Genomic DNA, 16378 nt, shown 5'->3' with positions numbered 1-16378 from the left:
GGTGGACCATCGGACGCACAGGGATCGGCGCCCTAGGGCGGATGCTCGTCCGACTGGTGCTGCCGCCGCGCTGCCCCGGATGCGGCGTGCCGGTGGAGGACGATCACCGCTTTTGCGCGAGTTGCTGGAGCAGCCTGCACTTTCTGGGGCCGCCCTGGTGTGCGGGATGCAATGCGCCGTTCGAGTTCGATCGCGGTGAGGGCGCGTTATGCGCACCCTGTCTGAAAGCGCCGCCGGTGCATGCCGGAGTGCGTGCCGCAGTCGCCTATGGGCCGGTCGCGAGGACGCTTGCCCTTCGGTTGAAATATGGTCGCCGGATGGGCTTTGCGGTCACGGCGGCACGCAGCATGGCCCGGCTTATGCCGACGGATGCCGAGTTGCTGTTGCCGGTGCCGCTGCATCGCTGGCGATTGTGGTCGCGCGGCTTCAACCAGGCCTGGCTGATTGCCCGTGCGCTGTCCGATCATACGGGCGTCCCGGCGAATGGCGAGGCGCTGGTCCGTACGCGTCACACGGCCCCGCTGCGCGGTATCGGCGGCAGCAGGCGGGCACGCGCGGTGCGTAACGCCTTTGCGGTGCCGGGGCGGGCGGCAGTCGAAGGTCGTGCGATCGTTCTGGTCGATGACGTCCATACCAGCGGCGCGACGGCCGACGCCTGCGTGCGTGCACTGCTGGCCGCAGGTGCGGCGTCGGTCACCGTGTTGTGCTGGGCCCGCGTCCTGCCCGACGATTGACAAGCGTCGGCGAAGACCACACCTGATCGCCATGGCACGCGTCGAAATCTACACCAAGGCATTCTGTCCCTATTGCTCGCGGGCCATGCGCCTGCTGGCGAAGAAGGGCGTCGAGCCCGAGGAATATGACATCACTATGGGCGGCCCGCAGCGCGCGGAGATGATTCAGCGGGCGAACGGTCGCACCACGGTGCCCCAGATCTTTATCGACGGGCAGCATGTCGGCGGCTCGGACGATCTGGCGAACCTGGAGATGGACGGCAAGCTGGACAGCCTGCTCAAGGCATGAAGGTCGCGCTGCTGCAGATGACGAGCGGGATAGACCCCGCCGTCAATGCGGCGACTCTGGTTGCCGCGGTCGCCGATGCGTCGGCAGCGGGCGCGGCGATGCTGTTCACGCCGGAAATGTCGGGCCTGATCGACCGCGATCGGGAACGGGCGGCGGCCTCCATCACCGATGAAGCGAGCGATCGGGTCCTTGCGGAGGTGCGCGAGGCAGCGGCCGTGCACGGCCTATGGGTGCAGTTGGGCTCTCTCGCTGTCCGGCGACATGACGGGCGCCTGGCGAACCGCAGCTTCGTGATCGATGCCGCCGGCGTGATCCGGGCCCGGTATGACAAGATCCACCTGTTCGATGTCGACCTGCCCAGCGGCGAAAGCTGGCGCGAGTCGGCGGCATACGCGCCTGGCGAAGGCACCGCGTCGGTCGACACTCCGGCGGGACGGGTCGGACTGTCGATCTGTTACGATCTGCGCTTTCCAGGCCTGTACGCGGCGCTGTCGGGGGCAGGAGCCGATCTGCTGTCCATACCCGCCGCGTTCACCCGGCCGACTGGTCTGGCGCATTGGCATGTCCTGCTAAGGGCGCGCGCGATCGAGAACGCCGCCTATGTGGTCGCCGCCGCGCAGAACGGTCTTCATGAGGATGGCCGGACGACATTTGGCCATTCGCTGGTGGTCGATCCGTGGGGCGAGGTGGTGCTGGACATGGGCGACGATGCCGGCTTGGGCTTTGCCGAACTGGACCCGGTGCGAATCTCCGAGGCACGCGCTCGCATCCCGGTGCTGGCACATCGACGCGTCATCCCGGCGCCTCCGACGTCATGATCGTATTCGACCTGCGATGCGACGCCGGCCATGTGTTCGAGGCGTGGTTCGCCTCGTCAGAGGGGTGGGAAAGCCAGCGGCGTGACCGGCAGGTGCGTTGCCCGACCTGCGACAGTGCGGAGGTGGAGAAGGCGCTGATGACGCCCGCGATCGGGCCGAAGGGAAATCGACGGTCCGGCGGTTCTATCGATGCCGGGCAGCTCAAGCAGGTGATGCAGGCGATGGCCGCGGCGCAGGGGAAGATGTTGGAGGGGTCGACCTGGGTCGGCGGAGGCTTCGCCGCAAGGGCGCGGGCGATGCATGATGGCGATGAGCCTGCCGCGCCGATCCATGGGCAGGCGAGCCTGGCGGAGGCGAAGGCGCTGGTGGACGAGGGCGTGCCGATCGCGCCACTGCCGCTGCCGGTCGTCCCGCCCGATCAGGTCAACTGATCCCGGCCAAGCGCGACGCTGGACCGGCCGTCCGGCTGCGGGTAAGAGGCGTCGGCGTGACTCCGTAGCTCAGCAGGATAGAGCATCAGATTCCTAATCTGAGGGCCACTGGTTCGAATCCAGTCGGGGTCACCACCGTTTCATCCGGTATGCGTGTTCAGGCGGTGGCCGAGCCGCCGCGGCGGGGCAGGGCGATGGTGGCGTCCAGCCCGCCTTCCTGTCGATTGACCAGCAGGATGTCGCCGCCCGCCTCCATCACGATGGCGCGGGCCAGTGCCAGACCAAGGCCGATGCCGCCCGTCTCTCGATTCCGCGAAAGTTCCAGGCGGGTGAATGGCTCGAACACCGCACGCAGATGCTCCGGCGGGATGCCGGGTCCGTCGTCGCTGACGACGATCGCGACACGGTCGGCCGCGGCGTCGATGCGTACGCGCGCGCTTCCGCCATATTTCAGCGCATTCTCGACCAGATTGCGGACCGCGCGGCGCATCAGCGATGGGCGCAGGCGCAGCGGCAAGCGATCCGCCTCCGCAAAGGAGACATCCTGGTCCAGATCGCGGAAGTCCTCCACCACCGCATCGACAAGGGCGGCCAGGTCCACCTCGGTCGCCGGCTCGCTCGGCCGGCCGAGCCGGGCCAGCGAGAGGATGTCGTCCAGCGTGCGGCTCATCTCCGTCACCGTGTCGACCATGCGGGCGCGGTCGGTTTCATCCTCCACCGACTCGATCCGGACCCTCAGTGCGGCGAGCGGCGTGCGCAGGTCATGGCCGATCGCGCCGAGCATCCTGTCCTTTTCGTCCAGCATCGCGCGGACGCGGCCCTGCAACAGGTTGAACGCGACGACGAGCTGACGCAGATCCTCCGGCCCGCCCTCCGCCACGTCTTCCGCCGGGCGTTGCGGATCGAATCGCCCGGCGGCGAGCGTCAGGTCGCGTAACGGACGCGACAGCCGTCGTGCGATCCACAACACCGGCAACAGGATGATACCGTACAGGATCAGCGTCTGGGTCGCGAGCGCCAGCAGCAGGTGCGGGCCGACGCCGGGCCAGGGCAGGCGCACCAGCAGCCAGCGGCCACCCTGTTCCTGGACCGCCAGCATCAGCATGTCGGCCGGGCGGTCGTCCGGGTCGCGGTGCGCCCGCCGGTCCGCCCAGCGGCCCTGTTCCGACGGGGGAACCAGACCCGTGTCGATGCGCAGATGCCGCACGCCGACCTCGTCCAGCTGGCGGCCGAGTTCGTCCGCGATGTTCGGAAAGCGTTGGTAGCCGATGCCGATCGGGTTCGCGTCGACGCGGCGGACGCGGCCGCGATCGGGGGCCAGGATGCGCCCGTCGCGCGCCTCCCGCTCCAGCGCGTCGGCGATGCGCGTCGCCACCGGCCGGGTCGCCTGATCGACGCGAAAGCGGGCGCGTTCGCGCAGGATCAGACCGAAATTGACCGCCTGCGCGACGAACAGGGCGATGGCGATCAGAACGGCCATCTGTCCCGCAAGGCTGCGCGGCCACAAACGGGGCTGGGGATGGTCACAGCCGCGTCACTTCCGCCGCCAGCGTATAGCCGCCACCCCACACGGTCTTGATGATGTCGGGATTGCGGGGGTCCGCTTCGATCTTGCGGCGCAGGCGGCTGATCTGATTGTCCACCGCGCGGTCGAACGCGGCCGCCTCTCGCCCCTGCGTCAGGTCGAGCAACTGGTCGCGGGTCAGCACCTGGCGCGGCCGGGTCGCCAGCGCGAGCAGCAGGTTGTACTCGCCCGTCGACAGCGGCACGGATACGCCGTCGCGGTCCACCAGCGTCCGCTCGCCCGATTTCAGGACCCAGCCGGCAAAGGCGTAGGAGCCGCTTTCCGGAGCATGGTGGCGCGCACCGCCGCCGCCCGCCGCGCGGCGCAGGATCGCCTTGATCCGGGCCGAAAGCTCTCGCGGGGAAAACGGCTTCACCACATAATCGTCGGCGCCCATCTCCAGCCCGACGATGCGGTCCGTTTCCTCGCTCTTTGCGGTCAGCAGGACCACCGGTACCTGGCTGGTCGCGGCGATGTGGCGGCAGAGCGACAGGCCGTCCTCGCCCGGCATCATGATGTCGATGATGGCGAGGTCGATGGCATAGGCCGCCATGCGAGTCCGCGCACCCTCCGCATCGCCCGCCTGGGTGACGCGGAACCCCTGCCGGGTGAGGTACTGGGCCAGTGGCTCACGGATCGAGCGCTCGTCGTCGACCAGCAGGAGATGCGGGGTGTCACCCATCGCGGACGGCTCTAACATGGGAAAAGCTCGCTCAGAAAGCGGGGCGGTTCGCGGGGTGCCGGTCCATCCTGCCGTTCAATAGTCAGGCGGTTGCGGCGCGCTCGCCGATTGGCCGCGTTGGTTCTGACCGGCGGCGATCTCCGCCTGTTCAAGCCGGCCGTCCCGGTTCGTGTCCAGCCGGTCGAAGCGCCGCATCGCGCGTTCGCGGAACTGATCCCGCGTCATCGACGGGGAGGGGGCGGCTTGAGCGTCCGCGCCAGCCTCCGCTCCACGCCCACGTCCCCAACGCGGGCCCTCGTCAGGCCCGAGCACGCCATCGCCGTTGCGATCCATGCGGGCGAAGCGCGCATCGACATCGGCCTGGAACTCCGCGCGGGTGACGATCCCGTCGCCGTTCGCGTCGGCTCGCATCACCGACATGCCACGGCCACGCGGCGCGGCGTCCTGGGCCGTGGCGGCGGTCCCTGTCGCGGCAACGCCCAATGCTATTGCGACCAAACACCTGTTCATCGTCATACCCTTTGAGCGGACACGGCGCCCGCGCGCCGAGAGCGTATGGCGCGCAGGTGTCGCCCGCATGTGTCAAGGCGCGCGCGGAGTTGTCGCAAACTGTGTCGGACGCCGCTTGGCGTCAGCGTGAGCCGCCGGTGCCGCCCTGCCCAAACAGGTTGCGGCGCTGTTCGTCGGTGAGCGGCGTGGGCGCGGGCTGGAGCGCCTTTCCCTTCTCATACGCCGCGATGACGGCGGGGCGTGCGGCGATTGTGTCGAACCAGCGGTGCAGATTGGGATAGTCCTCCAATCGCTGACCCTGCGCCTCGTACGGGACGATCCAGGGATAGGCGGCCATGTCGGCGATCGAATACTCGCCCGCAACGAACGGCCGATCCGCCAGCCGACGATCCAGGACGCCGTAGAGGCGCGCCGTCTCCTTCTGGTAGCGGTCGATGGCGTAGGGGATCTTCTCGGGTGCGTAGCGGCTGAAATGGTGGTTCTGGCCGAGCATCGGGCCAAGGCCGCCCATCTGCCACATCAGCCACTGCACCGCCTCGTACCGGGCGCGGAGATCCGACGGCAGGAAGCGCCCCGTCTTTTCCGCCAGGTACATCAGGATCGCACCGGATTCGAACAGCGACACCGGCGCGCCACCATCCGCCGGTGCGGTGTCGACGATCGCCGGCATGCGATTGTTCGGTGCGATGGCCAGGAACTCTGGGTGGAACTGCTCACCCTTGCCGATGTCGACCGGGTGGATGCGGTAGGGCAGTTCGGCTTCTTCGAGGAAGATTGCGACCTTGTGCCCGTTTGGCGTCGGCCAGTAATGTAGATCGATCATGCGTTGTCTCCGGCGGGTTCGGCCGAAAGCTGGGGACGCGGGACCATCCGCGCAATGATCGCGCATGTGGTGCCGATCAGCGCGGCGGCGACCAGGAAGGCTGCGCCATCGAACGCGTGCCGGCTTCCCCAGGCGAGGCTCTGCGCGGCCAGGATGGGCCCGAGGATCGCGGCGACGGAGTTCATGGAGCCGATGCCGCCCTGCAACACGCCCTGACGTGTCGCGTCGACCCGGCGCGACAGCAGCCCGTTCATCGCAGGCCACGCGACCTGGCCCAAGCCGCCGATCAGGAACAAGGCATAGACCTGCCACCCCTGCGTGGCGAACGCGACGCCGACCAGCGTCGCCGCGCCGGAAAACAGGCCGATCAGCGCGGTGCGATGCTCCCCCAGGCGAGCGACCATCCGCTTGGTCACGAACACCTGCACCAGCGCGGACAACAGGCCGACCCAGGCCAGGCTCCATCCGATCGCCGTCGCGTCCCAGCCGAAGCGGATCGCGGCCCAGAACGCCCATGTCGCCGGGTACACCGCGCCGCCCAATTGCCACAGGAACCAGCCGACCAGCAACGGAGCCGCGTCGCCCGCCTGGAACAAGGGGCGGAAGGCGCCGATGACGTGCGCGTCGCGCAGGCGGAAGGGGCGACGGTTCTCCGGCTTCAGTGTTTCGGGCAGGAAGAACAGCATCAGCAACGCATTGGCTGCGGCCAGCCCGGCGGCGACGATGAAGGGCGTCCGCTCACCCCATTGCGCCGACAGCCCGCCCAGCGCCGGGCCGATGATGAACCCGATCCCGAAAGCGGCGCCGAGCAGCCCGAAGCTGGCGGCGCGCCGTTCCGGCGGCGTGGTGTCGGCGATCACGGCGCTTGCCGGCCCGAAGGTCGCGCCCGCGATGCCGGCGATGAAGCGACCGGCGAACAGCCAGGCGATGGTCGGCGCCATCGCCATCAGCGCGCAGTCGATCGCGAACGCGGTCATCGACGCGACCAGCACGACCCGACGCCCGAACCGGTCGCCCAGATTGCCTAGCACCGGCCCGGCAAAGAACTGCGCGACGGCGAAGCTGGCCATCATCCACCCCGCCACCCGGCTGGCCGATGCCAGGTCCATGTGCCCCAGCCGGGTGATGAGGCTGGGTAGAACGGGCATGACGATGCCGAAGCCGATGATGTCGATCGCGACACCGGCCAGGACCAGCGCCACCGCGCGATTTGCCGGCGCGATCATGCCCGAGCCTCGGCATCGGTGGCGGCCGATGGCAGCCTTGTCGGAATGGGATGAGGCGGCGCTATGTCAAGCATTCAGGCAGCGTGGCACGAAACAACGACCACCGCGAGCCTGCGCGGCAGGTCCGGGCGAGTCGGGGCGCCCGTCACCTCAATCCCCGGGCCTATTCCTGCGCCGGATCAGCCCCTCCTGCGCCACGCTCGCCACCAGGGTCCCGTCGCGTGTGAAGATGCGACCCCGGTTCAGGCCGCGCGCATGTCCTGCCCAGTCGCTGTCGCACGCGTAAAGCAGCCAGTCGTCGGCACGGAAGGGTTCGTGCAACCACAGCGCGTGGTCCAGGCTGGCGCTTTGCACGCCCGGCATCATCCAGTTCATGCCATGGGGCAGCATGGACGTGCCCAGCAGCATCATGTCGGAGGCATAGGCCAGGATCGCGCGGTGCAGGTCGGGATCGTCCGGCGCCGGGGCGACGAGACGAAACCAGCTGAACTGGCGTGGCGGCGACGCCTCGGTCTTGAACCAGATGCCGGGGTTGACCGGCCTGATCTCGATGGGTCGGGCGCGCATCAGATAGCGGCGTATACCCTCCGGCACCCGGCCCGCGAGCACATCCCGCAACTCGGCCTCCGATCGCAGATCCTCCGGCGCGGGGACGTCGGGCATCGCATCCTGGTGCGCGACACCATCCTCGCGCGTCTGGAACGAGGCGGCGAGGTTCAGGATCGGCTGGTCGCCCTGAGTCGCGATCACGCGACGCGTGGCGAAGCTGCGCCCGTCGAAGTCGCGCACGACCTGATAGGTGATCGGGAAGTTCTCGTCACCCGGCCGCATAAAATAGGCGTGCAGCGAATGCGCGTCCTTGCCCTCGACCGATCGCTGCGCGGCTTGCAGCGCCTGGGCGATGACCTGGCCGCCGAACACGCGGCCGACCCCGCCCGGCTGACGACCGCCGCGGAACAGGTCGGTGCCGACCTGCTCCACATCGAGGAGATCGATCAGTTCACGGGCAAGCGCCGCGGGTTCGGGATGGACGATGTCGCTCATCGCCGAATCACAGGGCCAAAGCGGTGACGGCGTCAAGTGCCGCCGTGCCGGGGGATCTGTCGCAGCGCGCCGCCACGCAACTTTTTACAAGTAGGGTGCCCAGTGTGAAAAAGATCAATTCAAATTATCGCAAATAGCCGACCTGTTGTCTAAGGTGCTGCGACAGATCGTCAGTCGGAGTCGCGGTTTCCTTATGCTCGACCGTAACATCCATGCGGATATCGCCGGTCTGCGCGAGCAGATGGAGCGGGCGAACAGCGCCGAAGAGCGCGTCATGCTGGATTTCATCCTGCGCGACCGCCAGGCCGATCTGGAACTGAGCCTGATCCGTCGCGGTGACCGTTGCCTGCCGCCAGGACGCGGCGGGCACTGACCTCGCCCCTCAGCGGGTACTCCCCAGCGGGGGCCGGGGCGGGACCCCGGCAAAGGTGACCAGGCTCTCCGACCCATCCGCGGCCAGCGCCGACACACCAAAAAAATGATCATCAATGTTGACGTGGGACAGGTCCAGCCCGGTCGCCGTGGCGGGCACGTCGCGGCTGTCCGTCCATGCGTACAAGTCGGCGCGGCGCCAGCGGATGCGGTAACCGGCCGCCGAGCGCACGGGTGACCAGTCGACATGCGTGTCGTCGCTCAGCGCGCCGGCGATGGAGGCGCGGGCTGGCGCGGGCGGGGCGCCCGCCAGTTGCCGCAGCAGCGCAACGTTCAGCGCGGTGACGCGGGCGAGGTAGGGAAAGTCGACGAACTCAACCGTGTCGCCATATCGCCGGACACCCTCCGTGCGGACGGTCTGATGCTGTCTGTCGTAGTTCTCGGTCGCCTCGGTGAAGCGGATCGCGGGGTAGCCCAGTTCGAGGAAGGGCAGGTGATCGCCCCCGCGCTGGAACCGGTCGGGGCGGCGGATCGCGATCGCCTCGAGGCCGATCGTCCGGTCGGTGGCGGCGGCCTTCACCGCCGCCTTGGCGAGAGCGCGTGAGGGGCCGTCATCCTCTCCGCCGATCGCTCGCTGTCCCTTCGTATCCGCGTGGGCACCGGAGCCGATCCCTTCGGAGAAGATGCGCACGCGATCGGTGACGTGCTCGCCGCCGATCCCGTGCGTGTTGCCGACGATGTCATTGTTCAGCACCGCCGCGACGTGCCAACCGCGGGCGCGGGCCGTCTCCGCCAGCAATTGTCCGCCCCAAAGCCCCTGTTCCTCGCCCGACAGCGCGGCGTAGACGATCGTCCCGGCAAGTTTCTCGCGGCTGAGCAGGCGTGCCGCCTCCATGACCAGCGCGACGCCGGACGCGTCGTCGTTCGCGCCCGGTGCGTCGGTGGTGGCATCCATCACGTCGTTGACGCGGCTGTCGATATGGCCCTGCACGATCACCACCCTGTTCGGGTCGCCGGTCCCGCGCTGGATCGCGAGCACATCCTCCACCCGGATTCCGTCCGGCGCGCGCGGCCCGGTGAAGTCACGGCCGATCGTCTCCACCACCAGGCAACCGCCGCAGTCGCGGCCGATCTGCCCGAATCGCTCCGCCGCCCACCGCCGCGCCGCGCCGATGCCACGCAAGGGATCGGTGGTGGTGGACAGCGTGTGGCGCGTGCCGAAGCCGACCAGCCGCTCCACGCTGGACCGTAGCGCGGCCGGGTCCGGACGCGCGGCGGGACCGCGTGCGAATGCGGGAGCGGCAAGGGCGACGAGCGCGAGGCCCGCGGCGGGGAGGGAGAGTTTCGACGCCATGATGCCGGCGTTGGTGCCCGGCCTCCGCCAAGAGGGCAAGTGAAGTGTTTGTTCGCGAAGCGTTCGTCATGACGCTGGCACCCGCCCCGCTGCGCCGCTAAGACCGGAGGCCATGGACAGCCCCGGTGAAACCCGACGCCGTATCGATGCCGACAAGGGCGTGCCGGCTGCGCCCGCGGCCGCCGTGGTCGATGAGATGGGAGAGGCCGGCCCGGTGGCGGAGCGGCGCGACCGGATGCTGGCCGGGCTGACGCTGGTGGCAACGGCCGGGCTGGTCCTGGCGCTTCCGTTCGCGCTGAAGTCGGGGGCCGAATTCTTCCTGCCGCTGACGGTGGCGCTGGTGATCGCGATCGCGCTGGTTCCGGTGCTGGAGTGGCTGGAACGGCGGCGGGTCCCGTCTGCCTTGGCTGCGATCCTGTGCCTGTTGGTGTTCATCGTCGCGGCCAATGTCGCGGTGGCGGCGATCCTGGTGCCAGCGACCGACTTCTTCCGTCTGTTGCCCAGCCGGATCGATCGCATTCAGAGCAACCTGGCGCCGCTGCTGGATCTATATTCCAATCTCGAGAAGTATGTGAACCGAACCCTGCGAACGGTGGCCGATACGCCGATCCGCCGCACGCCCAACGCCGCCGTGTCTCCGCCCAGTTCGTTCCTGGAGCTGGCGGCGACGTCGGCACCCGCCGTTATCGTCCAGGTGCTGTTCGGCGTCCTGGTGATCTTCTTCTTCCTGTCGGGCTGGACTCGGATGAGGAAGCGGACGATCGCCGGTCGCACCAGCTTCGACGGCGCGATGGCGACCGCGCGGGTGATCCAGGATGTGGTCGACGACGTGTCCGCCTATCTGGGCACGATCACGGTCATCAACCTGTTGCTTGGGGCGATCGTCGCGGGCGCCCTGTACCTGCTCGGCATGCCCTACCCGGTGATGTGGGGCGGCATCGTCGCCCTGTTCAACTACGTTCCGTATTTCGGGCCGGTGGTCGCGGCGTTCCTGCTCGCGATCGGCGGGCTGATGACCTTTGCCGATATCTGGACCGCGCTGTTGCCGCCGGCGATGATGTATGGATGCCATTTGATCGAGGCGAACGCGGTCACGCCGTTCGTGGTCGGGCATCGACTGACGATCAGCCCGCTGCTGATTCTGGTGTCGCTCAGCTTCTGGGGGTGGGTATGGGGGACCGCGGGCGCGTTGCTGGCGGTGCCGTTGCTGATCATCATTCAGACGGTGCTGAACGCCGCGGGCAAGCCGGATATCGCCGGTTTCCTGTTCGAACGCGGCACGCTGGTCCGGCCTGTTCGGGAGCGTCGGCGCTGGCCGTTCGGCGGTGCCGAAGAAAGTGGCGCGGGGAACGGTTGACACCCCCCGGCGGCTCGCCTAGTTGGCGCGCCTCAACGCTTCCAAGCGGGTGTAGCTCAGTTGGTTAGAGCGCCGGCCTGTCACGCCGGAGGTCGCGGGTTCGAGCCCCGTCACTCGCGCCACCTTTCGTAGAGAAGGGCGGCCGGAAAGTCAGCGAATTGCCAGCCCAGCCCGAATATTGTCGGGCCTGCCTGGCCACCCTATGCGCGGGTGTAGCTCAGTTGGTTAGAGCGCCGGCCTGTCACGCCGGAGGTCGCGGGTTCGAGCCCCGTCACTCGCGCCATTGCAGAAATCGTCGGGCCCTCCTCACCGCCAGCGACCGGTTTCCATCCAGCGCAGCAGCGGCTTCAACGGCGCGATCCAGACGATCCCGGTGACGAGGTAGAAGGCAAGCTGCGATAGCGCCGGCCAGCGCCCGATCATGGCCGAGCCGCTCGCGATAATCACGCACCACACCGCGATCAGCCCGAGGATGACGAACATACCGGCAGGTTTGCGCCAGCTGGGGGTCATGGGACGATCCATTCCTTTTCAGTCGCGACGGCGTGCAGCGGCACATCCCACGGGTCGGGCGTCAGCGCCTCCACCTCCTGCACCGACAGGGCGATGCCGATGCGCCACGCAGCCGGATAGGCGGCAAAGGCCCGATCGTAATGGCCGGCACCCTGGCCAAGCCGGTTGCCCCGCCGGTCGAAGCCGACGAGCGGCGTCAGGATGATGTCGGGTGGCACCTCCTGCGCGATGGAGGCCGGCTGGCTGAGCCCGAACGGGCCCGCCGACAAGGCGCCGCCATCCCATTGCAGGAAGCGCAGCGGGGTTTCCCGATCGATCACGTGCGGCAGCGCCATGGCGCATCCCGCGTCGCGAGCGGCGGCGACCAGTGCGGCGGGATCGGCCTCTCCGCCGACCGGATGGTAGCTGGCCACGATCAAACCCGGTCGCAACCGTGACACGAACGGGCTCGGCGGGGGAACGGCACGCGTCGGGCACGCCGCACGAGCCGCCCGCAAGGCACGGCGGAGCGCGGGCTTAGGAGTAGGGGCGGGTGGCGGGACCGCCATGGTCGTTTGCCGGAGTATCCACTGACGCCCAGTACGTCAGGTGGGGACCATGTACGTCAGACCAGGATCTGCGCAGGGACAGCCCCCATGGATGATGAATAGCCTCAGGGATAAAATAAGCTCGTACCGGGCAGAACCCGCCGCCCGATGATCTAGGCGTTCGGGTTCGCTTGCTCAAGGGCATCCGCCATCCTTTCCAGTCGGTCGGCGATGCGGGCGAGCGCGGTGTCGGTGACGGCGGCGCCGACAGGTGGGCGGGTCTCCGCCTCGTCCAGGTCGTCCGCCAGCATCAGCGCCACGAAGAGCAGCGCGCGTTCGGCGTTGAGGCCGCCGGCGGCACGGTTCGCCGGAGCCCAGCGTTCGTCGATCATCCGGCCGAGCATCTGCACGCGCTGTTCCTCGCCATCGCGACAGGCGACCTTGTGCGGGCGCCCGCCGATGACCAGCGTCACCTCCGCCATCAGTTCGCGTCCGCTTCGCTGCGCGTGCCGGGGGTCCGGGCGATAACGTCGTCCAGCGCCGTCAGGGCCTCCGCCATGCGCGCCTTCAGTGCGGCGTGACGATCGGACAGCGCGCGCGCCTCCGCCGCGCGCGCGGACACGGCCGCCTCGATCCGGATGATGGCCGCGTCGATACGATCGGCGGCGCTGGGTTCCTCTGCGTCCGGGACGGTGACGGGGGTTGCCTGTGCCATAGGCACGCCGCGATAGCATGACAGGGCGGGGCGACAAGCGGATTTGCGGACGGCCGGTCCCGCGTGCGCAACGGTTGACAGCCGGGCGGCCGGACCGCCAAAGGCTGGCGCGAAATCGACGCTGTCTGGCGGCAGTCCGGGTGGGCTCCGCCAGCATCAGGAGTGAGCAAGCGATGACGGTCAAGGTGGCGATCAATGGCTTCGGGCGCATCGGCCGCCTGGTCGCGCGCGCGATGCTGGAGCGTGGCGGCAGCGATCTGGAACTGGTAGCGATCAACGACCTGGCGGACGCGAAGTCGAACGCCTGGCTGTTCAAGCGCGACAGCGTGCACGGCAAGTGGCCGGGTGACGCGCATGCCGAGGGCAACGATCTGGTGATCGACGGAAAGCGCATCCGCGTGACGGCGGAGCGTGATCCGGCGAACCTGCCGCATGCCGAACTGGGCGTGGACCTGGTGCTGGAATGCACCGGCTTCTTCACCGACCGTGCAAGCTGCCAGAAGCATCTGGATGCCGGCGCCAAGAAGGTGCTGATCTCCGCGCCCGGCAAGAACGTCGACCTGACCGTGGTGTTCGGCGTCAACCACGACAAGCTGTCGGCCGATCACACCATCGTGTCCAACGCCAGCTGCACCACCAACTGCCTGGCGCCGGTGGCCAAGGTCCTGAACGACTCGATCGGGATCGAGCGCGGTCTGATGACGACCGTGCACGCCTATACCAACGACCAGAAGATCCTGGATCAGATCCATCCCGACCTGCGCCGTGCGCGGGCCGCCGCGATGAGCATGATCCCGACCACGACAGGCGCGGCCCGCGCGGTGGGCGAGGTCCTGCCGGAGCTGAAGGGCAAGCTGGACGGCTCTGCGATCCGCGTGCCCGTGCCGGACGGCAGCCTGGTCGACCTGACGTTCCAGCCGGGTCGCGACACCACGCGCGAAGAGGTGAACCAGATCCTGAAGGCGGCGTCGGAGTCCGGCCCGTTGAAGGGCGTGCTGGAATTCTCCGACGAGCCGCTGGTGTCGATCGACATCCAGCACACGCCGGCGTCCTCCACCGTCGACAGCCTGGAGACGGCGGTGATCGACGGCAAGCTGGTCCGCGTGGTCAGCTGGTACGACAATGAATGGGGCTTCTCCAACCGCATGGTCGACACCGCGACCGCGATGGCGAAGTTCCTGTAAGCTACGGGACGCCCCGTTGCTGTCGCCTTCGCCGTTGATCGCGACCGGAACGGGGCTGGGGACGGGTGTGCTGGCGGGTATCGCCCGGCATGCCTATCCCAAGGCGCCGATGGAGCTTCTGGCGGCCGCCGAGGTGACGGTCGAAGGCGGTCTGCACGGTGACTATCGTGGCGCGGTGAAGCCAGGCGGGCGGGGACGGCGTCAGGTCACGCTGATGGAACGGCGAGATTGGGACGCGGCGATGGCCGAGCTGGGCCATGCCATCGGTTGGCAGGAGCGGCGCGTGAACCTGCTGGTCGACGGCATCGACCTGCCGCAGCGGCCCGGAGCGCTGATCGTGATCGGCACGGTGGTGCTGGAAGTGACGGTGGAATGCGACCCGTGCAGCCGGATGGAGCTGGTCGCACCGGGTTTGAAGGCCGCGCTGTTGCCCGACTGGCGGGGCGGCGCGTGCACCAGGGTGAGGCAAGGCGGCAACATCGCCGTCGGTGACGCAATCAGGATCGAGATGCCATGAGCAAGCCGTTTCAGACGCTGGATGACGCCATCGCCCAGTTCGGCGACCTGACCGGCAAGCGGGTACTTGTCCGCGAGGACCTGAACGTACCGATGGCGGATGGCGCGGTGAGCGACGACACCCGGCTGCGCGCGACGGTCGCCACCGTGTCCGAACTGGCGGATCGCGGCGCGATCGTGCTGGTGCTGGCGCATTTCGGCCGGCCCAAGGGGCAACCGAATCCCGACATGTCGTTGGCGCTGGTGACCAAGCCCTATGCGGCGGTCCTGGGGCGGCCCGTGCGCTTCGTCGATTGGGACGGGGCTGAGGACGCGGTGGCGACCATGCAGCCCGGCGACATCGCGGTGCTGGAGAATACGCGCTTCTTCGCCGGTGAGGAGAAGAACGCGGCCGATGTGGTCGAGCGGTTCGCGACGCTGGGCGACCTGTACGTCAACGACGCATTCTCGGCCGCGCACCGCGCCCATGCCTCCACCGAAGGACTGGCGCATCGTCTGCCGGCCTTTGCCGGGCGGGCGATGGAGGCCGAACTGGATGCGCTGGAAAAGGCGCTGGGCAATCCGGAGCATCCCGTGGCGGCGGTCGTCGGCGGCGCGAAGGTGTCCACCAAGCTGGACGTGCTGAAGCATCTGGTCAGCCGGGTCGATCACCTGATCATCGGCGGCGGCATGGCCAACACCTTTCTGGCCGCGCGTGGCGTGGATGTCGGCAAAAGCCTGTGCGAACATGACCTGACCGGCACGGCCGACGCGATCATGGAGGCGGCGGACAAGGCCGGATGCACGGTCCACCTGCCGTACGACGTGGTGGTGGCGACGGAGTTCAAGCCGAACCCGGCGACCCGCACGGTCAACGTGCACGAGGTTCGCGCGGACGAAATGATCCTGGATGTCGGCCCCGCCGCCGTCGAGGCGTTGGGCGACGTGCTGAAGAATTGCCGGACACTGGTATGGAACGGTCCGCTCGGCGCGTTCGAGACGCCGCCCTTCGACATGGCGACCGTGTCGTTGGCGCGGACGGCGGCGGCGCTGACCGGCGACGGCAGCCTGGTGTCGGTCGCGGGCGGCGGCGACACGGTGGCGGCGCTCAATCAGGCCGGGGTCGCGGATCAGTTCACCTTCGTGTCCACAGCCGGCGGCGCCTTCCTGGAGTGGATGGAAGGGCGCGAACTGCCGGGCGTGGCCGCTCTGGCACGCTGACCGGGACGGTCAGGCGGGTGGCCGCTCCGACAGGAGCGGCAGCAGCAGCTGGTTGAGGCTGTCGAGATCGAACGCACCCGCCTTCGCATACCGCACGACGCCCGACCGATCGATGATGTAGTTGGTCGGCACGGCCGGCATCTCATCGGACATGCCCTTGATCCGTTTGGCGGACGGGATCGCCATGGCGGCGAACAGTGACTTCATCTTGTAAACCGGCACGGAGCCCTCGGTCGCGATCGCGAAGACGCGCAGGCCGTGCTTTGCCTGGAGTCTGTAATAGGCGTCGAGCAGCGGCAGTTCCTGCCGGCAGGGTCCGCACCATGTCGCCCAGAAATTCAGCACCACGACCTGCCCCTTCAGGTCCGCCAGCGTCGTCGTCGTACCGTCGACCAAGGTGAGTTCGAAGGGCGGGGCGGGCTGTCCGACCTTGGGCTGCTTTGCGTCGGCCGCGCTGGCGAGGAGCAGCAGAAGCGCTGCGGCGACCTTGCGTTGCAATCCCATCGACCTTGTCCCCCC

The 16378-nt window shown here is 68.4% G+C and carries 21 protein-coding genes and 3 tRNA genes; 12 read left to right on the top strand and 12 right to left on the bottom strand.

The genetic code is table 11. The annotated features are described in order from the left end of the window. Window positions 1-41 precede the first annotated feature (41 nt). The 5 genes from BMX37_RS11275 to BMX37_RS11255 all read left to right on the top strand — a co-directional run bounded on the left by BMX37_RS11275 (window position 42) and on the right by BMX37_RS11255 (window position 2407). Entirely contained in the window at window positions 42-734 is a 693-nt protein-coding gene (locus BMX37_RS11275) for a ComF family protein (protein WP_093665842.1), read from the top strand. A 31-nt stretch (window positions 735-765) separates the two neighbouring features. Further along, a complete protein-coding gene (gene grxC / locus BMX37_RS11270) occupies window positions 766-1023 on the top strand; it encodes a glutaredoxin 3 (protein WP_093665841.1) in 258 nt (85 codons plus the stop codon). Then, the gene (locus BMX37_RS11265; RefSeq protein ID WP_093665840.1) at window positions 1020-1841 is read left to right on the top strand and encodes a carbon-nitrogen hydrolase family protein; all 822 of its coding nucleotides are present in this window, start codon (window positions 1020-1022) and stop codon (window positions 1839-1841) included. Before grxC ends, BMX37_RS11265 begins: the two co-directional genes overlap by 4 nt. After that, window positions 1838-2272 carry a DUF1178 family protein gene (locus BMX37_RS11260; protein WP_093665839.1) on the top strand — a complete coding sequence of 145 codons (435 nt, stop codon included), beginning with the start codon at window positions 1838-1840 and terminating at the stop codon, window positions 2270-2272. Before BMX37_RS11265 ends, BMX37_RS11260 begins: the two co-directional genes overlap by 4 nt. Window positions 2273-2330: 58 nt before the next feature. Beyond that, window positions 2331-2407 (top strand) — tRNA-Arg (locus tag BMX37_RS11255). A 22-nt stretch (window positions 2408-2429) separates the two neighbouring features. Here BMX37_RS11255 and BMX37_RS11250 read toward each other — a convergent pair. The 6 genes from BMX37_RS11250 to BMX37_RS11225 all read right to left on the bottom strand — a co-directional run bounded on the left by BMX37_RS11250 (window position 2430) and on the right by BMX37_RS11225 (window position 8121). After that, window positions 2430-3752 (bottom strand): sensor histidine kinase, encoded by a 1323-nt coding sequence (locus tag BMX37_RS11250; RefSeq protein ID WP_093665838.1) that lies wholly within the window; start codon window positions 3750-3752, stop codon window positions 2430-2432. Window positions 3753-3795: 43 nt separating this feature from the next. After that, a complete protein-coding gene (locus BMX37_RS11245) occupies window positions 3796-4518 on the bottom strand; it encodes a response regulator (protein ID WP_093665837.1) in 723 nt (240 codons plus the stop codon). 75 nt (window positions 4519-4593) lie between these two features. Continuing rightward, the gene (locus tag BMX37_RS11240; RefSeq protein WP_170841942.1) at window positions 4594-5028 is read right to left on the bottom strand and encodes an EF-hand domain-containing protein; all 435 of its coding nucleotides are present in this window, start codon (window positions 5026-5028) and stop codon (window positions 4594-4596) included. A gap of 121 nt (window positions 5029-5149) precedes the next feature. Next, on the bottom strand, window positions 5150-5851 hold the full coding sequence (locus BMX37_RS11235) for a glutathione binding-like protein (protein ID WP_093665835.1): 702 nt from the start codon (window positions 5849-5851) through the stop codon (window positions 5150-5152). Beyond that, window positions 5848-7077 carry an MFS transporter gene (locus BMX37_RS11230; protein WP_244501537.1) on the bottom strand — a complete coding sequence of 410 codons (1230 nt, stop codon included), beginning with the start codon at window positions 7075-7077 and terminating at the stop codon, window positions 5848-5850. Before BMX37_RS11230 ends, BMX37_RS11235 begins: the two co-directional genes overlap by 4 nt. A gap of 150 nt (window positions 7078-7227) precedes the next feature. Next, the gene (locus BMX37_RS11225; RefSeq protein ID WP_170841941.1) at window positions 7228-8121 is read right to left on the bottom strand and encodes an acyl-CoA thioesterase; all 894 of its coding nucleotides are present in this window, start codon (window positions 8119-8121) and stop codon (window positions 7228-7230) included. A 193-nt stretch (window positions 8122-8314) separates the two neighbouring features. Between BMX37_RS11225 and BMX37_RS11220 the strand changes: the two genes are divergently transcribed. Further along, complete coding sequence (locus BMX37_RS11220) at window positions 8315-8494, top strand: hypothetical protein (protein ID WP_093665834.1); 180 nt, start codon at window positions 8315-8317, stop codon at window positions 8492-8494. Window positions 8495-8503: 9 nt separating this feature from the next. Here the strand turns inward: BMX37_RS11220 and BMX37_RS11215 are convergent, their stop codons facing one another. Further along, window positions 8504-9847 carry a M20/M25/M40 family metallo-hydrolase gene (locus tag BMX37_RS11215; RefSeq protein ID WP_093665833.1) on the bottom strand — a complete coding sequence of 448 codons (1344 nt, stop codon included), beginning with the start codon at window positions 9845-9847 and terminating at the stop codon, window positions 8504-8506. A 196-nt stretch (window positions 9848-10043) separates the two neighbouring features. Here BMX37_RS11215 and BMX37_RS11210 point away from each other — a divergent pair, with 196 nt between their 5' ends. From BMX37_RS11210 to BMX37_RS11200, 3 genes are all read left to right on the top strand, one after another. Beyond that, window positions 10044-11204: an AI-2E family transporter gene (locus BMX37_RS11210; RefSeq protein ID WP_244501554.1), complete on the top strand. Its 1161-nt coding sequence runs from the start codon at window positions 10044-10046 to the stop codon at window positions 11202-11204. Window positions 11205-11249: 45 nt separating this feature from the next. Beyond that, a tRNA-Asp gene (locus BMX37_RS11205) sits at window positions 11250-11326 on the top strand. Window positions 11327-11410: 84 nt separating this feature from the next. Continuing rightward, a tRNA-Asp gene (locus tag BMX37_RS11200) sits at window positions 11411-11487 on the top strand. Between the two features lie 23 nt (window positions 11488-11510). Here the strand turns inward: BMX37_RS11200 and BMX37_RS11195 are convergent. The 4 genes from BMX37_RS11195 to BMX37_RS11180 all read right to left on the bottom strand — a co-directional run bounded on the left by BMX37_RS11195 (window position 11511) and on the right by BMX37_RS11180 (window position 12959). Further along, complete coding sequence (locus tag BMX37_RS11195; protein ID WP_093665831.1) at window positions 11511-11717, bottom strand: DUF2842 domain-containing protein; 207 nt, start codon at window positions 11715-11717, stop codon at window positions 11511-11513. Further along, window positions 11714-12265, bottom strand: a complete 552-nt coding sequence (locus BMX37_RS11190) for a 5-formyltetrahydrofolate cyclo-ligase (RefSeq protein WP_093665830.1) — start codon at window positions 12263-12265, stop codon at window positions 11714-11716. The genes BMX37_RS11195 and BMX37_RS11190 overlap by 4 nt, the downstream gene beginning before the upstream one ends. A 152-nt stretch (window positions 12266-12417) precedes the next feature. After that, entirely contained in the window at window positions 12418-12726 is a 309-nt protein-coding gene (locus BMX37_RS11185) for a cell division protein ZapA (protein WP_093665829.1), read from the bottom strand. Beyond that, on the bottom strand, window positions 12726-12959 hold the full coding sequence (locus BMX37_RS11180; protein ID WP_093665828.1) for a hypothetical protein: 234 nt from the start codon (window positions 12957-12959) through the stop codon (window positions 12726-12728). Before BMX37_RS11180 ends, BMX37_RS11185 begins: the two co-directional genes overlap by 1 nt. A 173-nt stretch (window positions 12960-13132) precedes the next feature. Between BMX37_RS11180 and gap the strand changes: the two genes are divergently transcribed. The 3 genes from gap (at window position 13133) to BMX37_RS11165 (ending at window position 15859) form a co-directional block, all read left to right on the top strand. Continuing rightward, complete coding sequence (gene gap, locus BMX37_RS11175) at window positions 13133-14143, top strand: type I glyceraldehyde-3-phosphate dehydrogenase (RefSeq protein ID WP_093665827.1); 1011 nt, start codon at window positions 13133-13135, stop codon at window positions 14141-14143. Window positions 14144-14252: 109 nt separating this feature from the next. Next, window positions 14253-14660 (top strand): MOSC domain-containing protein, encoded by a 408-nt coding sequence (locus BMX37_RS11170; protein WP_093666000.1) that lies wholly within the window; start codon window positions 14253-14255, stop codon window positions 14658-14660. Next, the gene (locus tag BMX37_RS11165; RefSeq protein WP_093665826.1) at window positions 14657-15859 is read left to right on the top strand and encodes a phosphoglycerate kinase; all 1203 of its coding nucleotides are present in this window, start codon (window positions 14657-14659) and stop codon (window positions 15857-15859) included. The genes BMX37_RS11170 and BMX37_RS11165 overlap by 4 nt, the downstream gene beginning before the upstream one ends. A 9-nt stretch (window positions 15860-15868) precedes the next feature. Here BMX37_RS11165 and BMX37_RS11160 read toward each other — a convergent pair whose 3' ends face one another. Next, complete coding sequence (locus tag BMX37_RS11160) at window positions 15869-16363, bottom strand: TlpA family protein disulfide reductase (RefSeq protein WP_093665825.1); 495 nt, start codon at window positions 16361-16363, stop codon at window positions 15869-15871. Window positions 16364-16378 lie beyond the last annotated feature (15 nt).

Origin of the sequence: Sphingomonas gellani, assembly GCF_900110035.1 — a bacterium.
GTDB lineage: Bacteria > Pseudomonadota > Alphaproteobacteria > Sphingomonadales > Sphingomonadaceae > Sphingomonas > Sphingomonas gellani.
Note: the sequence above shows the minus strand (reverse complement) of the source record. Positions and strands in the feature narration are given on the sequence as shown.